We start from the raw sequence: 13,156 nt of genomic DNA, 5'->3' as shown, positions 1-13,156 counted from the left end.
CGGCTCATGGCCGACCCGCTGCGCTGGCGAATCGCCCGCGAGCTGGCCGTCGGTGACCGCCGTGTCCGCGAGCTGGTGGCCGCTCTCGGCCAACCGCAGAACCTGGTCTCCTACCACCTGAAACAGCTCAGGGATGCCGGTCTGGTCACCGCACGCCGCAGCAGTTTCGACGGCCGGGACAGCTACTACCACCTGGACCTGGGGCGGTACGCGGCTGCGTGGGAAGGCGTCGCGCTGAGCTCGAGCCCGGTCTCGAAGGTGCTGTTCGTCTGCACGGGAAACAGCGGCCGGTCGCCGATGGCCGAGGCGTTGTTGCGGCACCGGGCCGGGCACGTCGAGGTCCGGAGCGCGGGCAGCCAGCCGAAGCCGTTGCACCCCAACGCGATCAAGGCGCTGAAGCCGTACGGCATCACGGTCGAGCATGAGCCAACGCATCTGGATGCTGTGCGCCGCAAGCGTTTCGACCTCGTGATCACCCTGTGCGACCGGGTGCGGGAGGTGTTGCCGGCGTTCGCGGGGAAGCCGCGATTCGCGCACTGGAGCATCGCCGACCCCGCGCACGACCCCGATCCCGACACCGCGTTCCAGCGCACCGCCGAAGAGCTCGACGGGCGCATCCGACTCCTGGAGGTCTGAGATGACCGACCTTGTGAGCGTGCGATACCTCGTTGACGACGTGGAGGCCTCGCTCGCCTTCTACACCGAGAACCTCGGGTTCACGGTCAACACGAACTTCGCACCGGCCTTCGCCGACGTCGTCCGCGGCAACCTGCGCCTGCTGCTGAGCGGGCCGACCAGCTCGGCGGGCAGGGAGATGCCCGACGGCACCAAGCCCGGTCCCGGTGGCTGGAACCGCATCCACCTGATCGTCGACGACATCGCGGCCGAAGTGGACCGCCTCCAGGGGCTGGTCCGCTTCCGCAGCGACATCGTCAAAGGTCCGGGTGGGCAGCAGATCGTGTTCGACGACCCGTCCGGCAACCCCGTGGAGCTGTTCCAGCCAGCCTGATCACCAGGTCACGGGCAACGACTTCAGCGCACGGACGTTGGTCTCCATCCGGTAGGTCAACTCGGACTCGTCGACGGCCAACGACAAGCCGGGGAACCGCTTGAGCACCGACGTCAGCGCGACCCGCAGCTCCATCTTCGCGAGCTGCGCGCCCAGGCAGTAGTGCGGCCCGAACCCCATCGCGAGCGGCGCCGCGTCGGCACGTGCCACGTCCAGGCGGTCGGGATCCGGGAACACCGCCGGGTCCCGGTTGGCCGCCGAGATGATCGGCAGCACGCCCGCACCCGCCGGCAGCGGCACGCCGTCCAGCTCGACGGCCTCGGTCGTGACGCGGGGCAGCGTCGCGGCCATCAACCGCGAAAACCGCAGCAGCTCGTCGACCGCCGTGCCGATCAACGCGGGATCGTCGATCAGCCGCCGCATCTCGGCGGGGTGGCGCAGCAGTGTCAGCAGCGAGTTGCCCAGCTGGTTGACGGTCGTGTCGTGCCCGGCCGCGAGCAACAACTGGAGATTGGCGAGAAGTTCGGACGACGTCAGGTGCCCGCCCTCGTCGTGGACGGCGACCAGCGCGGTGATCAGCTTGTCGTCGGGCCGGACGCGCTTCTCCTCGACCAGGTCGGCGAGGTAGCCCTGCATGTCGTTCTCGGCCTTCTTCAACTCCTCAGGCGTGAGAACGGACGTCATCAGGCGACCGGTCCAGCGGCGGATGTCCGCGGCGTCGGAGTAGGGCGCTCCGAGCAGCTCGCAGATCACCATCGTCGGCAACGGCACGCACAACCCGGCGACGAGGTCCCGAGGCTGAGCGTCCAAAAGCGAGTCCACGATGGCCTGCACCCGCGGTTCCAGCAACGCGACCATCCGCGGGCTGAACGCGGAGGCAACGAGCTTGCGGGTGCGGGCGTGCTTGCGGCCCTCCATCGACGTGAGGACCAGGGGGTTGGCCGCGGACGGCGCGGTGACGGGGCCGCCGGGGCGGACGGCCTCCTCCCGGCTGAAGCGCGGATCGGTCAGCACCTGTCTGCAGGCGGCGTAGGAAAGCGCCAGCCAGATGGGGATCGGGCCCATCGTGGCGGGCGCCACGGGACCGGAGTTGGCGAGCAGCTCCTGGGCTTCCGGTTCGTTGTCCAACGAGCGGGGCGTGGTGAACGGGAACGTGGCGGACATGCCCTGAACCACGTCGAATACGCGCGCCCAGTTCACGACGCGGGGGAAGTGATCTTCGTTCCTCGGCGCCGACCCACTACGCTTCCACTGTGGGCATACCGGCGTGGGTCTGGTTCACCGTCGCCGCGGTGGCGGGCGTGGCGGGGTTCGCCCTGCTCGCGACCGACCGGGCGCAACGAACCGCGCGTAATCGTGAACGGCGCCGTTGGGCTGCCCTGCGCGGCTGGCAGTTCGAGGAGACAGACCACGTGCTGCCGACCCGGTGGGAGGCGGGAGCCATCGCGTACTACGGCACCGGGCTCGCCCGGGACGTGGTCGCGGGCTCGACCTTCACCGCGGACGGGCGCAGGCAGGTCTACGTGCTCGACCACGAGACCGGCGGCAAGGTCAACTCCGTGCTGGTCGGCGTGCGCTGCCGCAGAGCGCTGTCGGTGGTGATCGAGCTCTGGCTGTCGACCGTGCCGTTCCAGCGCGACAACGACAAGATGCCGATGCCCGACCTGCTCGGGCCGGTGGGGTCGCGGTACGCGTTCGTCACCGACGTGCCGGCCGCCCGCAAGATCATCACGCCCGACCTGATCGACGCCGCCGAGGAGATCGGCGGCGACGTCACGGTTGTCTGGCTGGAGAACGACTGGGTGCTGGCCGCCGCGCCGCCGAACTCGTCGCCCGCGCGCCTGGAGCGGCTGCTGCGCGACATCGGTGAGCTGGCGGACGTCATCGACCCCTTCGATCCGGACCCCTCCGAGCACGAGGAGCCGGTGGCAGAGGACGACGAGGGTGGCGAGGTCTACCGCCCGTCGTTCGGACGCAAGCAGCCGTAACTCGTATGACGTTCCGTAGTCACGGGCCGTATGTACCGGCCGTCGTGCCACGCCTGCCAGCGGAATTCCATCCCGTCACCAAAGTGGTGTGAGCTACGTCACACTTCACTCTGTGTAAAACATTCCAGGGTGATTCAGATACTCCGTGCGTAAGCGTCGTGTCCCCAACCCCCCGGAGGGAAGCACGATGTACGGAGGAAAGGTTGTTCCGCCCGTCGCAGTTGCCGGCACCGCGTCCGTCGTGACGCTGGCCAACACGGGTGCGTCGGTCGGATGGTTGCTGTTCGGCGGAGTCGCTCTGGTCGTTTCCGGCCTGGCGCTGCGCCTCGTGGTTCTACGTCGTCCGACGAAGAACAGCACGTGATCACCGGCGCGCTTCCGACCCCGACCTAGACCCGACTACCGTGCGGTGGCATGCCAACCGCACTGGTGACCGGATCGACCGTCGGGATCGGAGCCGCCTTCGCGCGCAGGCTCGCCGCCGAGGGATATGACCTCGTACTGGTGGCGCGCACGGCGTCCGCGCTCGAGGAGCTCGCGCAGCAGCTGCACGAGCGGCACGGCGTCCACGTGGACGTGCTGCCCGCCGACCTCAGCGACAAGACCGACAGGGCCAAGGTCGAGGCTCGCCTCGCCGAGTCGCCCGTCGACCTGCTCGTCAACAACGCCGGCTTCGCGAACACCGGCGAGTTCTTCGCGGCCGACATCGAGAAGCTGCAGGCCCAGCTCGACGTCAACGTGGCCACGGTGCTCCGGCTCTCCAGGGCCGCGATTCCCGGCATGATCGCGCGCGGCAAGGGCGACGTGATCAACGTGTCGAGCGTCGCGAGCTTCCTGCCCGGCCGCGGCACGAGCTACAGCGCCGACAAGGCGTGGGTGACGACGTTCTCCGAGGGCATGAACCTCGCCGTCGAAGGCAGCGGCGTGCGGATCATGGCGCTGTGCCCCGGTTTCGTGCGCACCGAGTTCCACAAGCGCGCGAACATCGACATGTCCAAGACGCCGAGCTGGCTCTACGTCGACGCCGACCGGTTGGTGCACGAAGCCCTGCGCGACCTGCGCCGCGGCAAGCCGTTGTCGATCCCCGGCCTCCAGTACAAGGCCATCGTGACGATCACCCGCCTGCTCCCGCGTCCCCTCGTGCGCAAGATGGCGTCGAGGTTCGCCGGCGGCCGCGGCAGGACGTGAGTGGAACCATTCGGGTGAACGCGGCGTCGGAGCGGATGTGAGTGAACAGTTCCATGTCGTGCCGGACGAGCTGCGCGGGTACAGCGAACTGCTGGACCGCAACGCCCAGCACTTCCTGACCATCAAGGATCACGCGATCTCCAAGGGCGGCGACACCAGCGGGTTCACCGGCCTGCTGACGTTGCTGCACCCGGTCGTGACCGGCGTCGCGAACCTCTTCGGGGAGACGTTGGACTTCGCGAACAAGATGATGCTCAAGGACTCCGACGCGCTCAAGAAGACGGCAGATTCCTACGAGAAGGTCGACCTCCACGGCGTCAACCTGATGCAGCAGGCCGGAGGTGGCCGATGACCACGGCATACGCAGACACCCAGGACCCTTCGGTCGCGCTCAACGCGGCCGCCGAGGACCGTCCTGGCCGGCAGACCACCAAGGAGCTCATCGAAGCCGCCGGGTGGAAGCTGCAGGGCGTCAACTGGATCTACGAGAAGGTCACCGGCGAGAACCTGATCGAGTCGCTGATCAGCCCGCTGGTCGGTGACTTCGAGAAGATCGACGCCAACGCCAACGCGTGGGACCAGGTTGCCAAGGCCCTGGACGCCGTGCGGCACAACGTCGGCGAGGGCGTCGGCCAGCTGGGCCCGCACTGGGACGGCAAGGCCGCTCAGGGCTTCGAACGCCGCATGGACACCATGTGGGTCATCGCGATCGAGGCGGACTCCCAGGTCGCCCGGATCATCGGCAACAAGTTCCAGTCCATGGCGTCCGCGTGCCGGTCGGCCACGAAGATCGCCCTGTTCCTGCTCGACAAGCTCTGCACCATGCTGCTCGAAGCCGCGATGACGGCGGTGATCCCGGTCGTCGGGTGGGGCCGCGCGGTGTGGATGGTCTACGACGCGATCCAGATCGTCGACGCGATCCGCAAGATCATCCAGTCGATCATGACGCTGATCGAGGGCGTCAAGGGCATGGTCGACGGCATCGTGGCGATGGGCACGGCGCTGATGAAGCTCAAGGACGTCCGTGACGTGAACGACGCGCTCGACGTCGTCGACGGCGTGCAGGACGGCAAGCAGAAGTTCGACAACGGCAAGGCTGCCGCGAAGTCCGGCGCGATCGGGGTGGGCCTCGGTGCCTACAGCCTCGGCAAGGCGGGCTCCGCCGCATCCGGCCGCGGCTCCAGCGGGTCACCCTCGGGTGGCGCCCCCGCCCCGGCACCGGCTCCCGCTCCGACTGGTGGTGGTCAGCAGTGACGTTCCCGTACGACCAGGCGCGGCTGCAGGCGTTGTTCGACGGCGTGGACGCCCGGATCACCGACCTCGGCAACGTCGCGACGGCCGCGTCGCAGGTGCAGCGCCGGTCGCGAGGGCTCTCCGAACAGGACCTCGCCGAGATCGAACGGTTCGCGAAGTCGCCGGGTGCGCCGAAGGAGCTCAAGGACTTCCAGCGGCGCGTCGAATCCGGCGAGCTGTCGTGGGCCGACGTCGCCGCGGGCAGGGCGTTGGACGACGAGGGCGTGCAGAAGGCGCTCGCCGTCGGCGTTCCCGACCTTCAGCGCGCCTACCGTGCGATCGAGGAGGGCCAGGACATCGACGACATCATCGCGTCGGGCACCCCGGCCCCGAGGCCGCCGCGTCGTGACGATGACGACGAGGACGACGGCCCGAGCCACTTCCGCAAGGACGCCTGGTAGGCCACGGCACTAGACCGGCCAGTCCACGCCACCGCTGCTGGTGTGGCTGGTCCCGGTACCGCGAACGACGTCGAACGCGACGGCGCAGGCGAACGCCAGCGAGCGCACCGGCTCGGTGACGGCGGGATTGATCTGGACGTGGTCCCGCCGCACCCGGCTGCCGTTGCGCTTGGCTCGCCTGCCGGTCTCGATGCGACCGATGTCACCGAAGAAGGACAGCTGCTGACCGTTCGAGTCGTGCAGTGACTGCTGCCACGCGCCGTGGGTCTTGATGGTCCCGATCAGCTGCCCGTCCGGCGTACTGACGCGCACGTGCGGACGGCGCCCGAACCGCTTGCTGATGTGCATGATCGGCTGACCGCTGGGTGCCACGACGTCGAGATCGAACGTCGTCCAGCCGGAGAACCCGGTGTAGCGCAACGGACTCTGCAACCCGGGACCGCTCCGCTCGCGGACCACGGCGACCGGCACGTCGCGCTCGTCGAACACCTCCACCCGATACTGCGGCCGGAACAACAGGCTCATGGCCGTCCAGGGCTGTTCGACGAAGAGGGTGCTCACGGTGATGCAGGGTATGCGGCGTCCGCCCTCGAGGTGTGCGAAGCTGACGACCCGTGCGAACTGAAGTGGTCTTGGACGCGAACGCGAAGTCGGAGCTCGCCCGTCTGGTGAGCGAGTTGGCCGTGGTGCACGGCAAGGTGACCCTCTCGAGCGGCAAGGAAGCCGACTACTACGTCGACCTGCGGCGGGCGACGCTGCACCACGCGGCGGCTCCCCTGATCGGCAAGCTGCTGCGCCAGCTCACCAGCGACTGGGACTTCGTCGCTGTCGGCGGTCTCACGCTCGGTGCCGACCCCGTTGCCTACGCGATGATGCATTCCGCCGCGGCCGACGGTGACGTGCTGGACGCGTTCGTGGTGCGCAAGGCCAGCAAGGCGCACGGCATGCAGCGGCAGATCGAGGGCATCGACGTGCGCGGCCAGCGGGTGCTCGCGGTCGAGGACACCTCCACCACGGGCGGTTCGGTGCTCACGGCCGTCGCGGCGTTGCGGGAGCACGGTGCCGACGTGATCGGTGTCGCGACGGTCGTCGACCGCGGTACGGGCGCCAAGGAGGCCATCGAGGCGGAGGGTCTGCAGTACCGGTATCTGTTGGACCTGAACGACCTCGGACTCGCCTGACCGGGTTTTATCAAGCGCGCGTCGAGCTACCCCGTCCTACATTGGAGGGCGGGGTGGTGCGAATGGCCAGGTTCTTCGCGGAAGCGGTCATGGTGTTGCACTTCGCGGTGCTGGCGTTCCTGCTCGTGGGCGGGTACGTCGCGTGGCGCTGGCGCGGCGTGATCTACCCGCACCTCGCGATCGGCGCGTGGGCGATCCTCAGCCTGTTGATGCCGGTGACGTGCCCGTTGACGACGGCGGAGGAGTTCTTCCGCGCGCAGGCCGGGATGCCGTCGCTGGGCACAGGGTTCATCGACTACTACATCGACGGCGTCTGGTATCCGGAGAGCGCGTCGACGCTGGTGCAGCTGGTGCTGGGGTCGATCGTGCTGGTGTCGTGGATCGGCTTCTATGCTGGTCACCGTGCTGCTCGAAGGCTTTCACGCTGTTAAGCACGCGTTGCGCTTCGGCGCCGACGTGCATCCGTTGATCACCACGGACCTGAGCGCAGCCATCGGCCTCGCCGAGACGCACGCGCCGGACCTCGTCGAGCAGTTCAAGGCTGCCACCGAGGTCGACCAGAACCACTTCAAGATCCGCGTCGGCCGCACGCATCCGACGGGGGTGGCCGGGTTCGCCGAGAAGCCGGACCTGCCGTTCGACCGCGACGCTCCGGTGGTGCTGCTCGACAACCCGCGCAACCTCGGCAACTTCGGCGCCACGATCCGCGTGGCGGCCGGGATGGACGCGGGCGGCGTGATCTCCACCGGTGACGTGGATCCGTGGCACCCCAACGTTCTTCGCGGAAGCGCGGGCCTGCACTTCGCACTGCCGGTCGCCAAAGCCGAGAGCCTCGACTTCGACGGTGAGCTGATCGCGTTCGACGCGGACGGTGATCTTCTGGCGGGACCGATCCCCGACAACGCCGTGCTGGCGTTCGGCTCGGAACGCCACGGGCTGAGCCAGGAAGTCCGCGAGAAGGCCACCCGGATCGTCCGGCTGCCCATGCGCGAGAAGGTCAGCAGTTACAACCTGACAACTTCTGTGGCCATGGGCCTGTACCACTGGGTGATTCACCGAGCTTCTTGACCGGTCAAGCACGCACGATGGCGGAGTGGTGATCGCGAAACTGCTGGCGGCGCGCGCGGGCGTTGCCGAGCGCGCGGTGTACTCCAGGCACCTGCGGCGGGTCTGGGGTGTGCCGGGCACGCTGCTCGGGGCACGGGTGTGGCCCCCGCTCTTCCGGGACAAGCTGCACGCCAGGTTCAACTACTGGTGGCAGGCGCACCTGCTGGACTGCATGGTCGACGGTTACCTGCGTTCGCCCAGTGAGCTGCGCAAGGCCGGGATCACCAAGGTCGTCCGGGGCATCCGGGTGCGCAACGTCCTCGGCTGGACCAACAGCTACTACGACGACATCGCGTGGCTCGGGCTCGCCCTGCAACGCGCCGAGCAGCACGTCGGCATCGCGAAACCCAAGGCGCTCAAGGCGATCGCCGAGCAGCTGCGCGACGGCTGGACCGACCACGCGGGCGGCGGCATCTGGTGGAAGCGCAACGTCGACTTCAAGAACGTGCCCGCCAACGGCCCGGCCGCGATCTTCCTGGCACGGCAGAACGAACGCACCGACCTCGCCCGCGCACGGTCCACGGTGGACTGGATCGAGGAACACCTCGTCGACCCCGGCAGCGGTCTCGCGTGGGACGGCCTCCACGTCCACCCGAACGGCGAGATCCGCGAGGTCGAGAAGAACATCTACACGTACTGCCAAGGAGTTCTGATCGGCGCGTGCGTCGAGCTGGCGAAGCACGGGCAGGCCGACAAGTGGCTCGACAAGGCCGCCCGCACGATCACCGCGGTCCACGACGACCTGGCCACCAACGGCGTGATCAAGGGGCAGGGCGGCGGTGACGGCGGTCTGTTCGCGGGCATCCTCACGCGCTACCTCGCCCAGGCAGCGTTGACGATCCCCGAGCTGGATCCCGATCGGGCGGAAACCGCTGATCTGGCGCGAGAACTGGTGATCCAGTCGGCGGAGTCGGCGTGGCTCAACCGCGTGATGGCGGTGAGCGGCCCGTTGTTCGGTCCGGAGTGGACGGTTCCGGCGGACGAGCGGGAAGGCCGCGACCTGTCCGTTCAGCTCGGCGGCTGGATGTGCCTGGAGGCGGCCGCTCTGCTGGAACGCAACGGGCTCGCTACGCCTTGAGGTAGCTCAGCAACGTCTTGGCGTCCTCGCGGAACTGCTCCGGGGAGTCGTCGATCACGAACTCCAGCAACGCGTTGCGCTCGATGCCGTCGCGCGCGAGCTCGGTCAGCACCGGCTTCCACAGGTCGCGGCGCGCGGCGAGCGGCAGCCGTTCCTTGAAGCCGCCCTCGCCCCACGAGAAGACGTGCGCTGTCACCGGTTCCAGCGTCCGCACCTCGTGCACAGCGGAGAACACGTCCTGGCCTCCGCGCGGCTGCCAGTACGGCACCACGCCCTCGACCTCGTCGAGCAGCTGCACCGCGGACTCCAGCGTGTCCGTCAGCGTGTTCCGGTGGTACTCCAACGCGATCCGCGTGCCCATCGCGTCGGCGTGCTCGACGGCGTGCTGCAACGCCTCGATCACCGGCCCGCGATCAGGGCACTCGTCCGAGCCGGCGGTTCCCGCCCAGACGCGGACGAGCGGCGCGTCCAGCTCGGCCGCGGTCTCCAGGATCGGCGCCAGCTCGGCCCGATCGGTCACGCCCGCGCGGTAGTACGACCCGTACGCCGCGACCTTCAACCCGGTGTCCAACGCACGCCGTGCCGCCGCGAAGTCGCCGGGCGGCACGTGCACGTCGCCACCCCACTCCACGGCCTGCAGCCCGCACTCCGTCGCCAGCTCCCCGATCTCGGAGATCGTCAGCTGCCGGAACGTCACGGACACCAGGCCGGGGATCAGCATCCGCAGGACTGCCGGTGCATCAGCGACGGCGCGAGCCGGATCGTCTCCGGCGGCCGCTCCGGGTCGGCGATGCGGGACAGCAGCAGCTTCACCGCGGTTCTGCCGATCTCCTCGACCGGCTGGGCCAGCGTGGTCAGCGGCGGTTCGATCAACGTCGCCCACTCGACCTCGTCGTACGCGACGACCGCGAGATCGGTGCCGAGCTTCAACCCACGAGCGCGGGCTTCGTGCAGCATGCCGACGGTGACGAGGTGGTCGGCGGCCACGACGGCCGTCGCCGGGTCGTCCTGGTCGAGCAGCGGCGCGAGCCAGCCGCTCTGCGACACCAGCGCCTCGTCCCACTTCAGACCCGCGCGGCCGAGGCCGAGCCGGTAGCCGAGGATGCGTTCCTCGGTCGTCGCCACGCCGGTCTTGCCGCAGACGATGCCGATCCGGCGGTGCCCGAGTTCCGCGAGGTGCTTCACCAGACCCGAGGTGGCCTGGACGTTCTCCGGCCCGACCTGGTCGATGTCCTTCGCGACGGTCAGCCGGTCGACCAGCACCGTCGGGATGCCGAGCCGCTTGAGCTCCGGCAGCACCAGGCTGCCCCCGGCGCCGGCCGACGGTGTCAGCAGCAGGCCGTCCACTCGTCTCGAGCGCAGCTTCTTGACCGCCGCCTGCTCGGACTCGGGGGTGTCTCTGGTGTCGATCAGCACGAGCGAGTAGCCGTTGCGCGTCGCCTCGGACTCGATGGCGGCGATCAGCTCCGCGAAGTACGGGTGGGAGACCAGCGACACCGCCAGGCCCAGCGACTTCGTCCCGCCCATGACCAGCGATCGCGCGATGGCGTCACCCGTGTACCCGGTTTCGTCGATCGCCTTCTGGACGCGCTCTCGCGTGTCTCCGGCGACGGGCCTGGTCTCGTTGATCACGTGTGACACCGTGGTGATGGAGACCCCCGCGAGAGCCGCGACATCCCGCATGGTGACCATGGCCAGGGACCTTACCCGTTTGGAGGAAGCCCAGATGGCAGCCGTGCTGTGTGTCGGGCTCACAACTCTCGACGTGACTCAACGGGTGGACGACTTCCCGGAACCCGGCCAGAAGATCCGTTCGCTCGGCGCGGAGCTCTCGCCCGGCGGTCCTGCGGCCAACGCGGCCCGTGCCGTCGCGGCACTCGGCGGAAAGTCGTCACTGCTCACCGCACTGGGTGCCGACGCACTGGGTGAATTTGTGCGGGCCTCCTTGGACCCGGTCCACGTCACCGCCGTGGCCGGAACGACGCCCGTGAGCATGGTCGTCGTCAGAGACGCTGATGGGGAGCGCACTGTAGTTTCCCGCAACGCGTCCGTGCCCGTCGTCGCGCCCGATCTGTCCGATCTTCTGTCCGGTGTCGACGTGGTGCTCTTGGACGGACACCACGAAGGCCTGGTGATCCCCGTCGCCCAGCAGGCGAAAGCTCTCGGATTGCCTGTGGTGTTGGACGCCGGGAGCTGGAAACCTGTCCTCGATCACCTGTTGCCGCTGGTGGACGTGGCTGCCTGCAGTTCGGGGTTCGAGCGGTCCGAGGCCGAGGTGCACTCGTACGGAGTGCCGCTGGTCATTCGCACGCAGGGTGCGATGCCGGTGACCTGGTCGCGGAACGGCTCGTCCGGCGAGGTGCCCGTGCCGGTGGCGGAGGTGAAGGACACGAATGGTGCCGGCGACGTCTGGCACGGCGCGTACGCCTACGCGCTGGCGTCAGGTGCGGACCCGGTGGCCGCCATCGGCTTCGCGTCGGAGGCGGCGGCCGTCCGGGTCGGTGCGGTCGGGGACTGGGTTGAGAGGCTGGCACGGTGGCAGGACAGCAGGTCAGGTTCGAAGAGCTGCTAGAGCGCGCTCGCGCGCTCACCGACCTCGGGGAACGGAAGATCCTCGGCATCGGCGGGGCACCAGGTTCCGGCAAGTCGACACTCGCGCGCCGGATCGTCGAGGCGCTCGACGGCCAGGCGGTGCTCGTCGAGATGGACGGCTTCCACCTCGCGCAGAGCGAGCTGGAACGGCTGCGGCTGGTCGAGCGCAAGGGCGCGCCGGACACGTTCGACATCCCCGGTTACGTGGACCTGCTGGGCCGGATCAAGGCCTGCGGGCCGGACATGATCTACGCGCCGGAGTTCCGCCGCGAGATCGAGGAGCCGATCGCGTGCGCGGTGCCGGTGCACCCGGACGTCCCGCTCGTCGTGACCGAGGGCAACTACCTGCTGCTCAACTACGACAAGTGGAAGCGCGTCCGGATCATCCTGGACGAGGCGTGGTTCCTGTTCATCGACGAGGACGTGCGCGTGCAGCGGCTGATCGACCGCCACCTGCGCTACGGGCGAACCCTGTCCGAGGCCGAGGAACGCGTGCTCCACGGCACCGACCACGTCAACGCGCTGATGGTGAACTCGTCGAAGGGCTCAGCGGACCTGCTGATCACCGAGGTGCTCTAGCTTGCGTGGTGCTCGCTGACGTGGGCGAGGTCGTCGCTGGTCTCGTCGATCGGCTTGCGCATCTCCTGCCGGTAGCGCCAGATGCCCCACCCGGTGCCGCCGAGGAAGAACGCGATGCTGACGACCAGCGCGGCCGTCTCGAGCCACGGCAGCTCCTGCAGGATGCCCGCGCCGTAGTAGCCGGCGAGCACCAGCGTCGGCACCCACGCGATGGCACCGAGGGTGGTGGCCAGGGTGAAGCGGCGGAGGTCCATCCGCGCGGCACCGGCGATCATCGGAGCCAGCGTGCGGATCCACGGCAGCCAGCGGGCGAGCACGACCGCCCAGAACCCGCGGCGGTCGAGGAAGTCGCCGGCGCGCTTCAGGTTGCGCCGGTTCAGCACCTTGCCGCCCTTGCGAGCGAGCACGCGCGTGCCGGTGCCCCTGCCGATGAAGTACCCGACCTGGTTGCCGACGACGGCCACGATCAGCGCCGCGAGGGACAGCGCCCACGCGGAAAGCTCGCTGTTGTGCGTCGCCAGCACGACTCCGGCGGCGAACAGCAGCGAGTCACCGGGCAGGAACAGCCCGAAGATGAATGCGCACTCGACGAAGATGAAGCTCAGCACGATGACCCACACGGCCACCGGACCCGCGGTCTCCAGCGAGGCGAAAGCATGCGCCACGGTTTGCCAGCCTACGTCGTGGTGCGCCGGCGGCACGGCGACATCGGTCTAACGGGATGACGAAATCTTGATTGA

Annotated in this window: 19 protein-coding genes; 14 read left to right on the top strand and 5 right to left on the bottom strand. The window is 68.8% G+C overall.

The features are described from left to right. The first annotated feature begins 6 nt into the window (after positions 1 to 6). The gene (locus AB0M24_RS28095) at positions 7 to 636 is read left to right on the top strand and encodes a metalloregulator ArsR/SmtB family transcription factor (protein ID WP_363774549.1); all 630 of its coding nucleotides are present in this window, start codon (positions 7 to 9) and stop codon (positions 634 to 636) included. 1 nt (position 637) lies between these two features. Then, positions 638 to 1,009 carry a VOC family protein gene (locus AB0M24_RS28090; protein ID WP_363774111.1) on the top strand — a complete coding sequence of 124 codons (372 nt, stop codon included), beginning with the start codon at positions 638 to 640 and terminating at the stop codon, positions 1,007 to 1,009. Here the strand turns inward: AB0M24_RS28090 and AB0M24_RS28085 are convergent, their stop codons facing one another. Then, positions 1,010 to 2,173 (bottom strand): cytochrome P450, encoded by a 1,164-nt coding sequence (locus AB0M24_RS28085; protein WP_363774108.1) that lies wholly within the window; start codon positions 2,171 to 2,173, stop codon positions 1,010 to 1,012. A gap of 89 nt (positions 2,174 to 2,262) precedes the next feature. Between AB0M24_RS28085 and AB0M24_RS28080 the strand changes: the two genes are divergently transcribed. The 6 genes from AB0M24_RS28080 (at position 2,263) to AB0M24_RS28055 (ending at position 5,879) form a co-directional block, all read left to right on the top strand. Continuing rightward, positions 2,263 to 2,997: a hypothetical protein gene (locus AB0M24_RS28080; protein WP_045315637.1), complete on the top strand. Its 735-nt coding sequence runs from the start codon at positions 2,263 to 2,265 to the stop codon at positions 2,995 to 2,997. Positions 2,998 to 3,184: 187 nt separating this feature from the next. Further along, complete coding sequence (locus AB0M24_RS28075) at positions 3,185 to 3,361, top strand: LPXTG cell wall anchor domain-containing protein (RefSeq protein ID WP_363774104.1); 177 nt, start codon at positions 3,185 to 3,187, stop codon at positions 3,359 to 3,361. A 50-nt stretch (positions 3,362 to 3,411) separates the two neighbouring features. Next, a complete protein-coding gene (locus tag AB0M24_RS28070) occupies positions 3,412 to 4,185 on the top strand; it encodes an SDR family oxidoreductase (protein ID WP_363774102.1) in 774 nt (257 codons plus the stop codon). A 37-nt stretch (positions 4,186 to 4,222) separates the two neighbouring features. Continuing rightward, complete coding sequence (locus AB0M24_RS28065) at positions 4,223 to 4,537, top strand: hypothetical protein (protein ID WP_363774099.1); 315 nt, start codon at positions 4,223 to 4,225, stop codon at positions 4,535 to 4,537. After that, positions 4,534 to 5,439, top strand: a complete 906-nt coding sequence (locus AB0M24_RS28060) for a hypothetical protein (RefSeq protein ID WP_363774096.1) — start codon at positions 4,534 to 4,536, stop codon at positions 5,437 to 5,439. Before AB0M24_RS28065 ends, AB0M24_RS28060 begins: the two co-directional genes overlap by 4 nt. Next, positions 5,436 to 5,879 carry a hypothetical protein gene (locus AB0M24_RS28055; protein WP_363774093.1) on the top strand — a complete coding sequence of 148 codons (444 nt, stop codon included), beginning with the start codon at positions 5,436 to 5,438 and terminating at the stop codon, positions 5,877 to 5,879. The genes AB0M24_RS28060 and AB0M24_RS28055 overlap by 4 nt, the downstream gene beginning before the upstream one ends. 9 nt (positions 5,880 to 5,888) lie before the next feature. Here the strand turns inward: AB0M24_RS28055 and AB0M24_RS28050 are convergent, their stop codons facing one another. Continuing rightward, positions 5,889 to 6,440: a hypothetical protein gene (locus tag AB0M24_RS28050; RefSeq protein ID WP_363774090.1), complete on the bottom strand. Its 552-nt coding sequence runs from the start codon at positions 6,438 to 6,440 to the stop codon at positions 5,889 to 5,891. 65 nt (positions 6,441 to 6,505) lie between these two features. Between AB0M24_RS28050 and pyrE the strand changes: the two genes are divergently transcribed. The 4 genes from pyrE to AB0M24_RS28030 all read left to right on the top strand — a co-directional run bounded on the left by pyrE (position 6,506) and on the right by AB0M24_RS28030 (position 9,245). Next, positions 6,506 to 7,060, top strand: a complete 555-nt coding sequence (pyrE, locus tag AB0M24_RS28045) for an orotate phosphoribosyltransferase (protein WP_363774546.1) — start codon at positions 6,506 to 6,508, stop codon at positions 7,058 to 7,060. A gap of 62 nt (positions 7,061 to 7,122) precedes the next feature. After that, on the top strand, positions 7,123 to 7,491 hold the full coding sequence (locus tag AB0M24_RS28040; protein ID WP_363774087.1) for a DUF2784 domain-containing protein: 369 nt from the start codon (positions 7,123 to 7,125) through the stop codon (positions 7,489 to 7,491). Further along, entirely contained in the window at positions 7,451 to 8,128 is a 678-nt protein-coding gene (locus AB0M24_RS28035) for a TrmH family RNA methyltransferase (protein ID WP_363774084.1), read from the top strand. Before AB0M24_RS28040 ends, AB0M24_RS28035 begins: the two co-directional genes overlap by 41 nt. A 25-nt stretch (positions 8,129 to 8,153) precedes the next feature. Continuing rightward, the gene (locus AB0M24_RS28030; protein ID WP_363774081.1) at positions 8,154 to 9,245 is read left to right on the top strand and encodes a glycoside hydrolase family 76 protein; all 1,092 of its coding nucleotides are present in this window, start codon (positions 8,154 to 8,156) and stop codon (positions 9,243 to 9,245) included. Here AB0M24_RS28030 and AB0M24_RS28025 read toward each other — a convergent pair. Together AB0M24_RS28025 and AB0M24_RS28020 are read right to left on the bottom strand one after the other, a co-directional pair. Continuing rightward, positions 9,235 to 9,966, bottom strand: coding sequence for a TIM barrel protein (locus tag AB0M24_RS28025; RefSeq protein WP_363774078.1), 732 nt, complete (start codon positions 9,964 to 9,966; stop codon positions 9,235 to 9,237). The two genes, AB0M24_RS28030 and AB0M24_RS28025, sit on opposite strands and share 11 nt — an antisense overlap. Further along, positions 9,960 to 10,937, bottom strand: coding sequence for a LacI family DNA-binding transcriptional regulator (locus AB0M24_RS28020; protein ID WP_363774075.1), 978 nt, complete (start codon positions 10,935 to 10,937; stop codon positions 9,960 to 9,962). The genes AB0M24_RS28025 and AB0M24_RS28020 overlap by 7 nt, the downstream gene beginning before the upstream one ends. A 34-nt stretch (positions 10,938 to 10,971) precedes the next feature. Here AB0M24_RS28020 and AB0M24_RS28015 point away from each other — a divergent pair, with 34 nt between their 5' ends. Both AB0M24_RS28015 and AB0M24_RS28010 read left to right on the top strand, forming a co-directional pair. After that, positions 10,972 to 11,817 carry a PfkB family carbohydrate kinase gene (locus AB0M24_RS28015; protein ID WP_363774072.1) on the top strand — a complete coding sequence of 282 codons (846 nt, stop codon included), beginning with the start codon at positions 10,972 to 10,974 and terminating at the stop codon, positions 11,815 to 11,817. Then, positions 11,781 to 12,416: a nucleoside/nucleotide kinase family protein gene (locus AB0M24_RS28010; protein ID WP_109629547.1), complete on the top strand. Its 636-nt coding sequence runs from the start codon at positions 11,781 to 11,783 to the stop codon at positions 12,414 to 12,416. Before AB0M24_RS28015 ends, AB0M24_RS28010 begins: the two co-directional genes overlap by 37 nt. On the opposite strand, the gene AB0M24_RS28005 is transcribed toward AB0M24_RS28010, so the two are convergent. Beyond that, positions 12,413 to 13,081 carry a DedA family protein gene (locus AB0M24_RS28005; RefSeq protein ID WP_363774068.1) on the bottom strand — a complete coding sequence of 223 codons (669 nt, stop codon included), beginning with the start codon at positions 13,079 to 13,081 and terminating at the stop codon, positions 12,413 to 12,415. The two genes, AB0M24_RS28010 and AB0M24_RS28005, sit on opposite strands and share 4 nt — an antisense overlap. Positions 13,082 to 13,156: the final 75 nt, after the last annotated feature.

The sequence above is a fragment of the Lentzea sp. NPDC051838 genome, from assembly GCF_040681245.1.
Lineage (GTDB): Bacteria > Actinomycetota > Actinomycetes > Mycobacteriales > Pseudonocardiaceae > Lentzea.
Note: the sequence above shows the minus strand (reverse complement) of the source record. Positions and strands in the feature narration are given on the sequence as shown.

Excerpts from the sequence above, each read along its gene's own strand:
- AB0M24_RS28070 (WP_363774102.1), top strand. The coding sequence starts at position 3,412 with ATGCCAACCGCACTGGTGACCGGATCGACCGTCGGGATCGGAGCCGCC.
- AB0M24_RS28040 (WP_363774087.1), top strand. The coding sequence starts at position 7,123 with ATGGCCAGGTTCTTCGCGGAAGCGGTCATGGTGTTGCACTTCGCGGTG.
- AB0M24_RS28020 (WP_363774075.1), bottom strand. The coding sequence starts at position 10,937 with ATGGTCACCATGCGGGATGTCGCGGCTCTCGCGGGGGTCTCCATCACC.
- AB0M24_RS28060 (WP_363774096.1), top strand. The coding sequence starts at position 4,534 with ATGACCACGGCATACGCAGACACCCAGGACCCTTCGGTCGCGCTCAAC.
- AB0M24_RS28095 (WP_363774549.1), top strand. The coding sequence starts at position 7 with ATGGCCGACCCGCTGCGCTGGCGAATCGCCCGCGAGCTGGCCGTCGGT.
- AB0M24_RS28015 (WP_363774072.1), top strand. The coding sequence starts at position 10,972 with ATGGCAGCCGTGCTGTGTGTCGGGCTCACAACTCTCGACGTGACTCAA.
- AB0M24_RS28035 (WP_363774084.1), top strand. The coding sequence starts at position 7,451 with ATGCTGGTCACCGTGCTGCTCGAAGGCTTTCACGCTGTTAAGCACGCG.
- AB0M24_RS28025 (WP_363774078.1), bottom strand. The coding sequence starts at position 9,966 with ATGCTGATCCCCGGCCTGGTGTCCGTGACGTTCCGGCAGCTGACGATC.
- AB0M24_RS28085 (WP_363774108.1), bottom strand. The coding sequence starts at position 2,173 with ATGTCCGCCACGTTCCCGTTCACCACGCCCCGCTCGTTGGACAACGAA.
- AB0M24_RS28075 (WP_363774104.1), top strand. The coding sequence starts at position 3,185 with ATGTACGGAGGAAAGGTTGTTCCGCCCGTCGCAGTTGCCGGCACCGCG.
- AB0M24_RS28090 (WP_363774111.1), top strand. The coding sequence starts at position 638 with ATGACCGACCTTGTGAGCGTGCGATACCTCGTTGACGACGTGGAGGCC.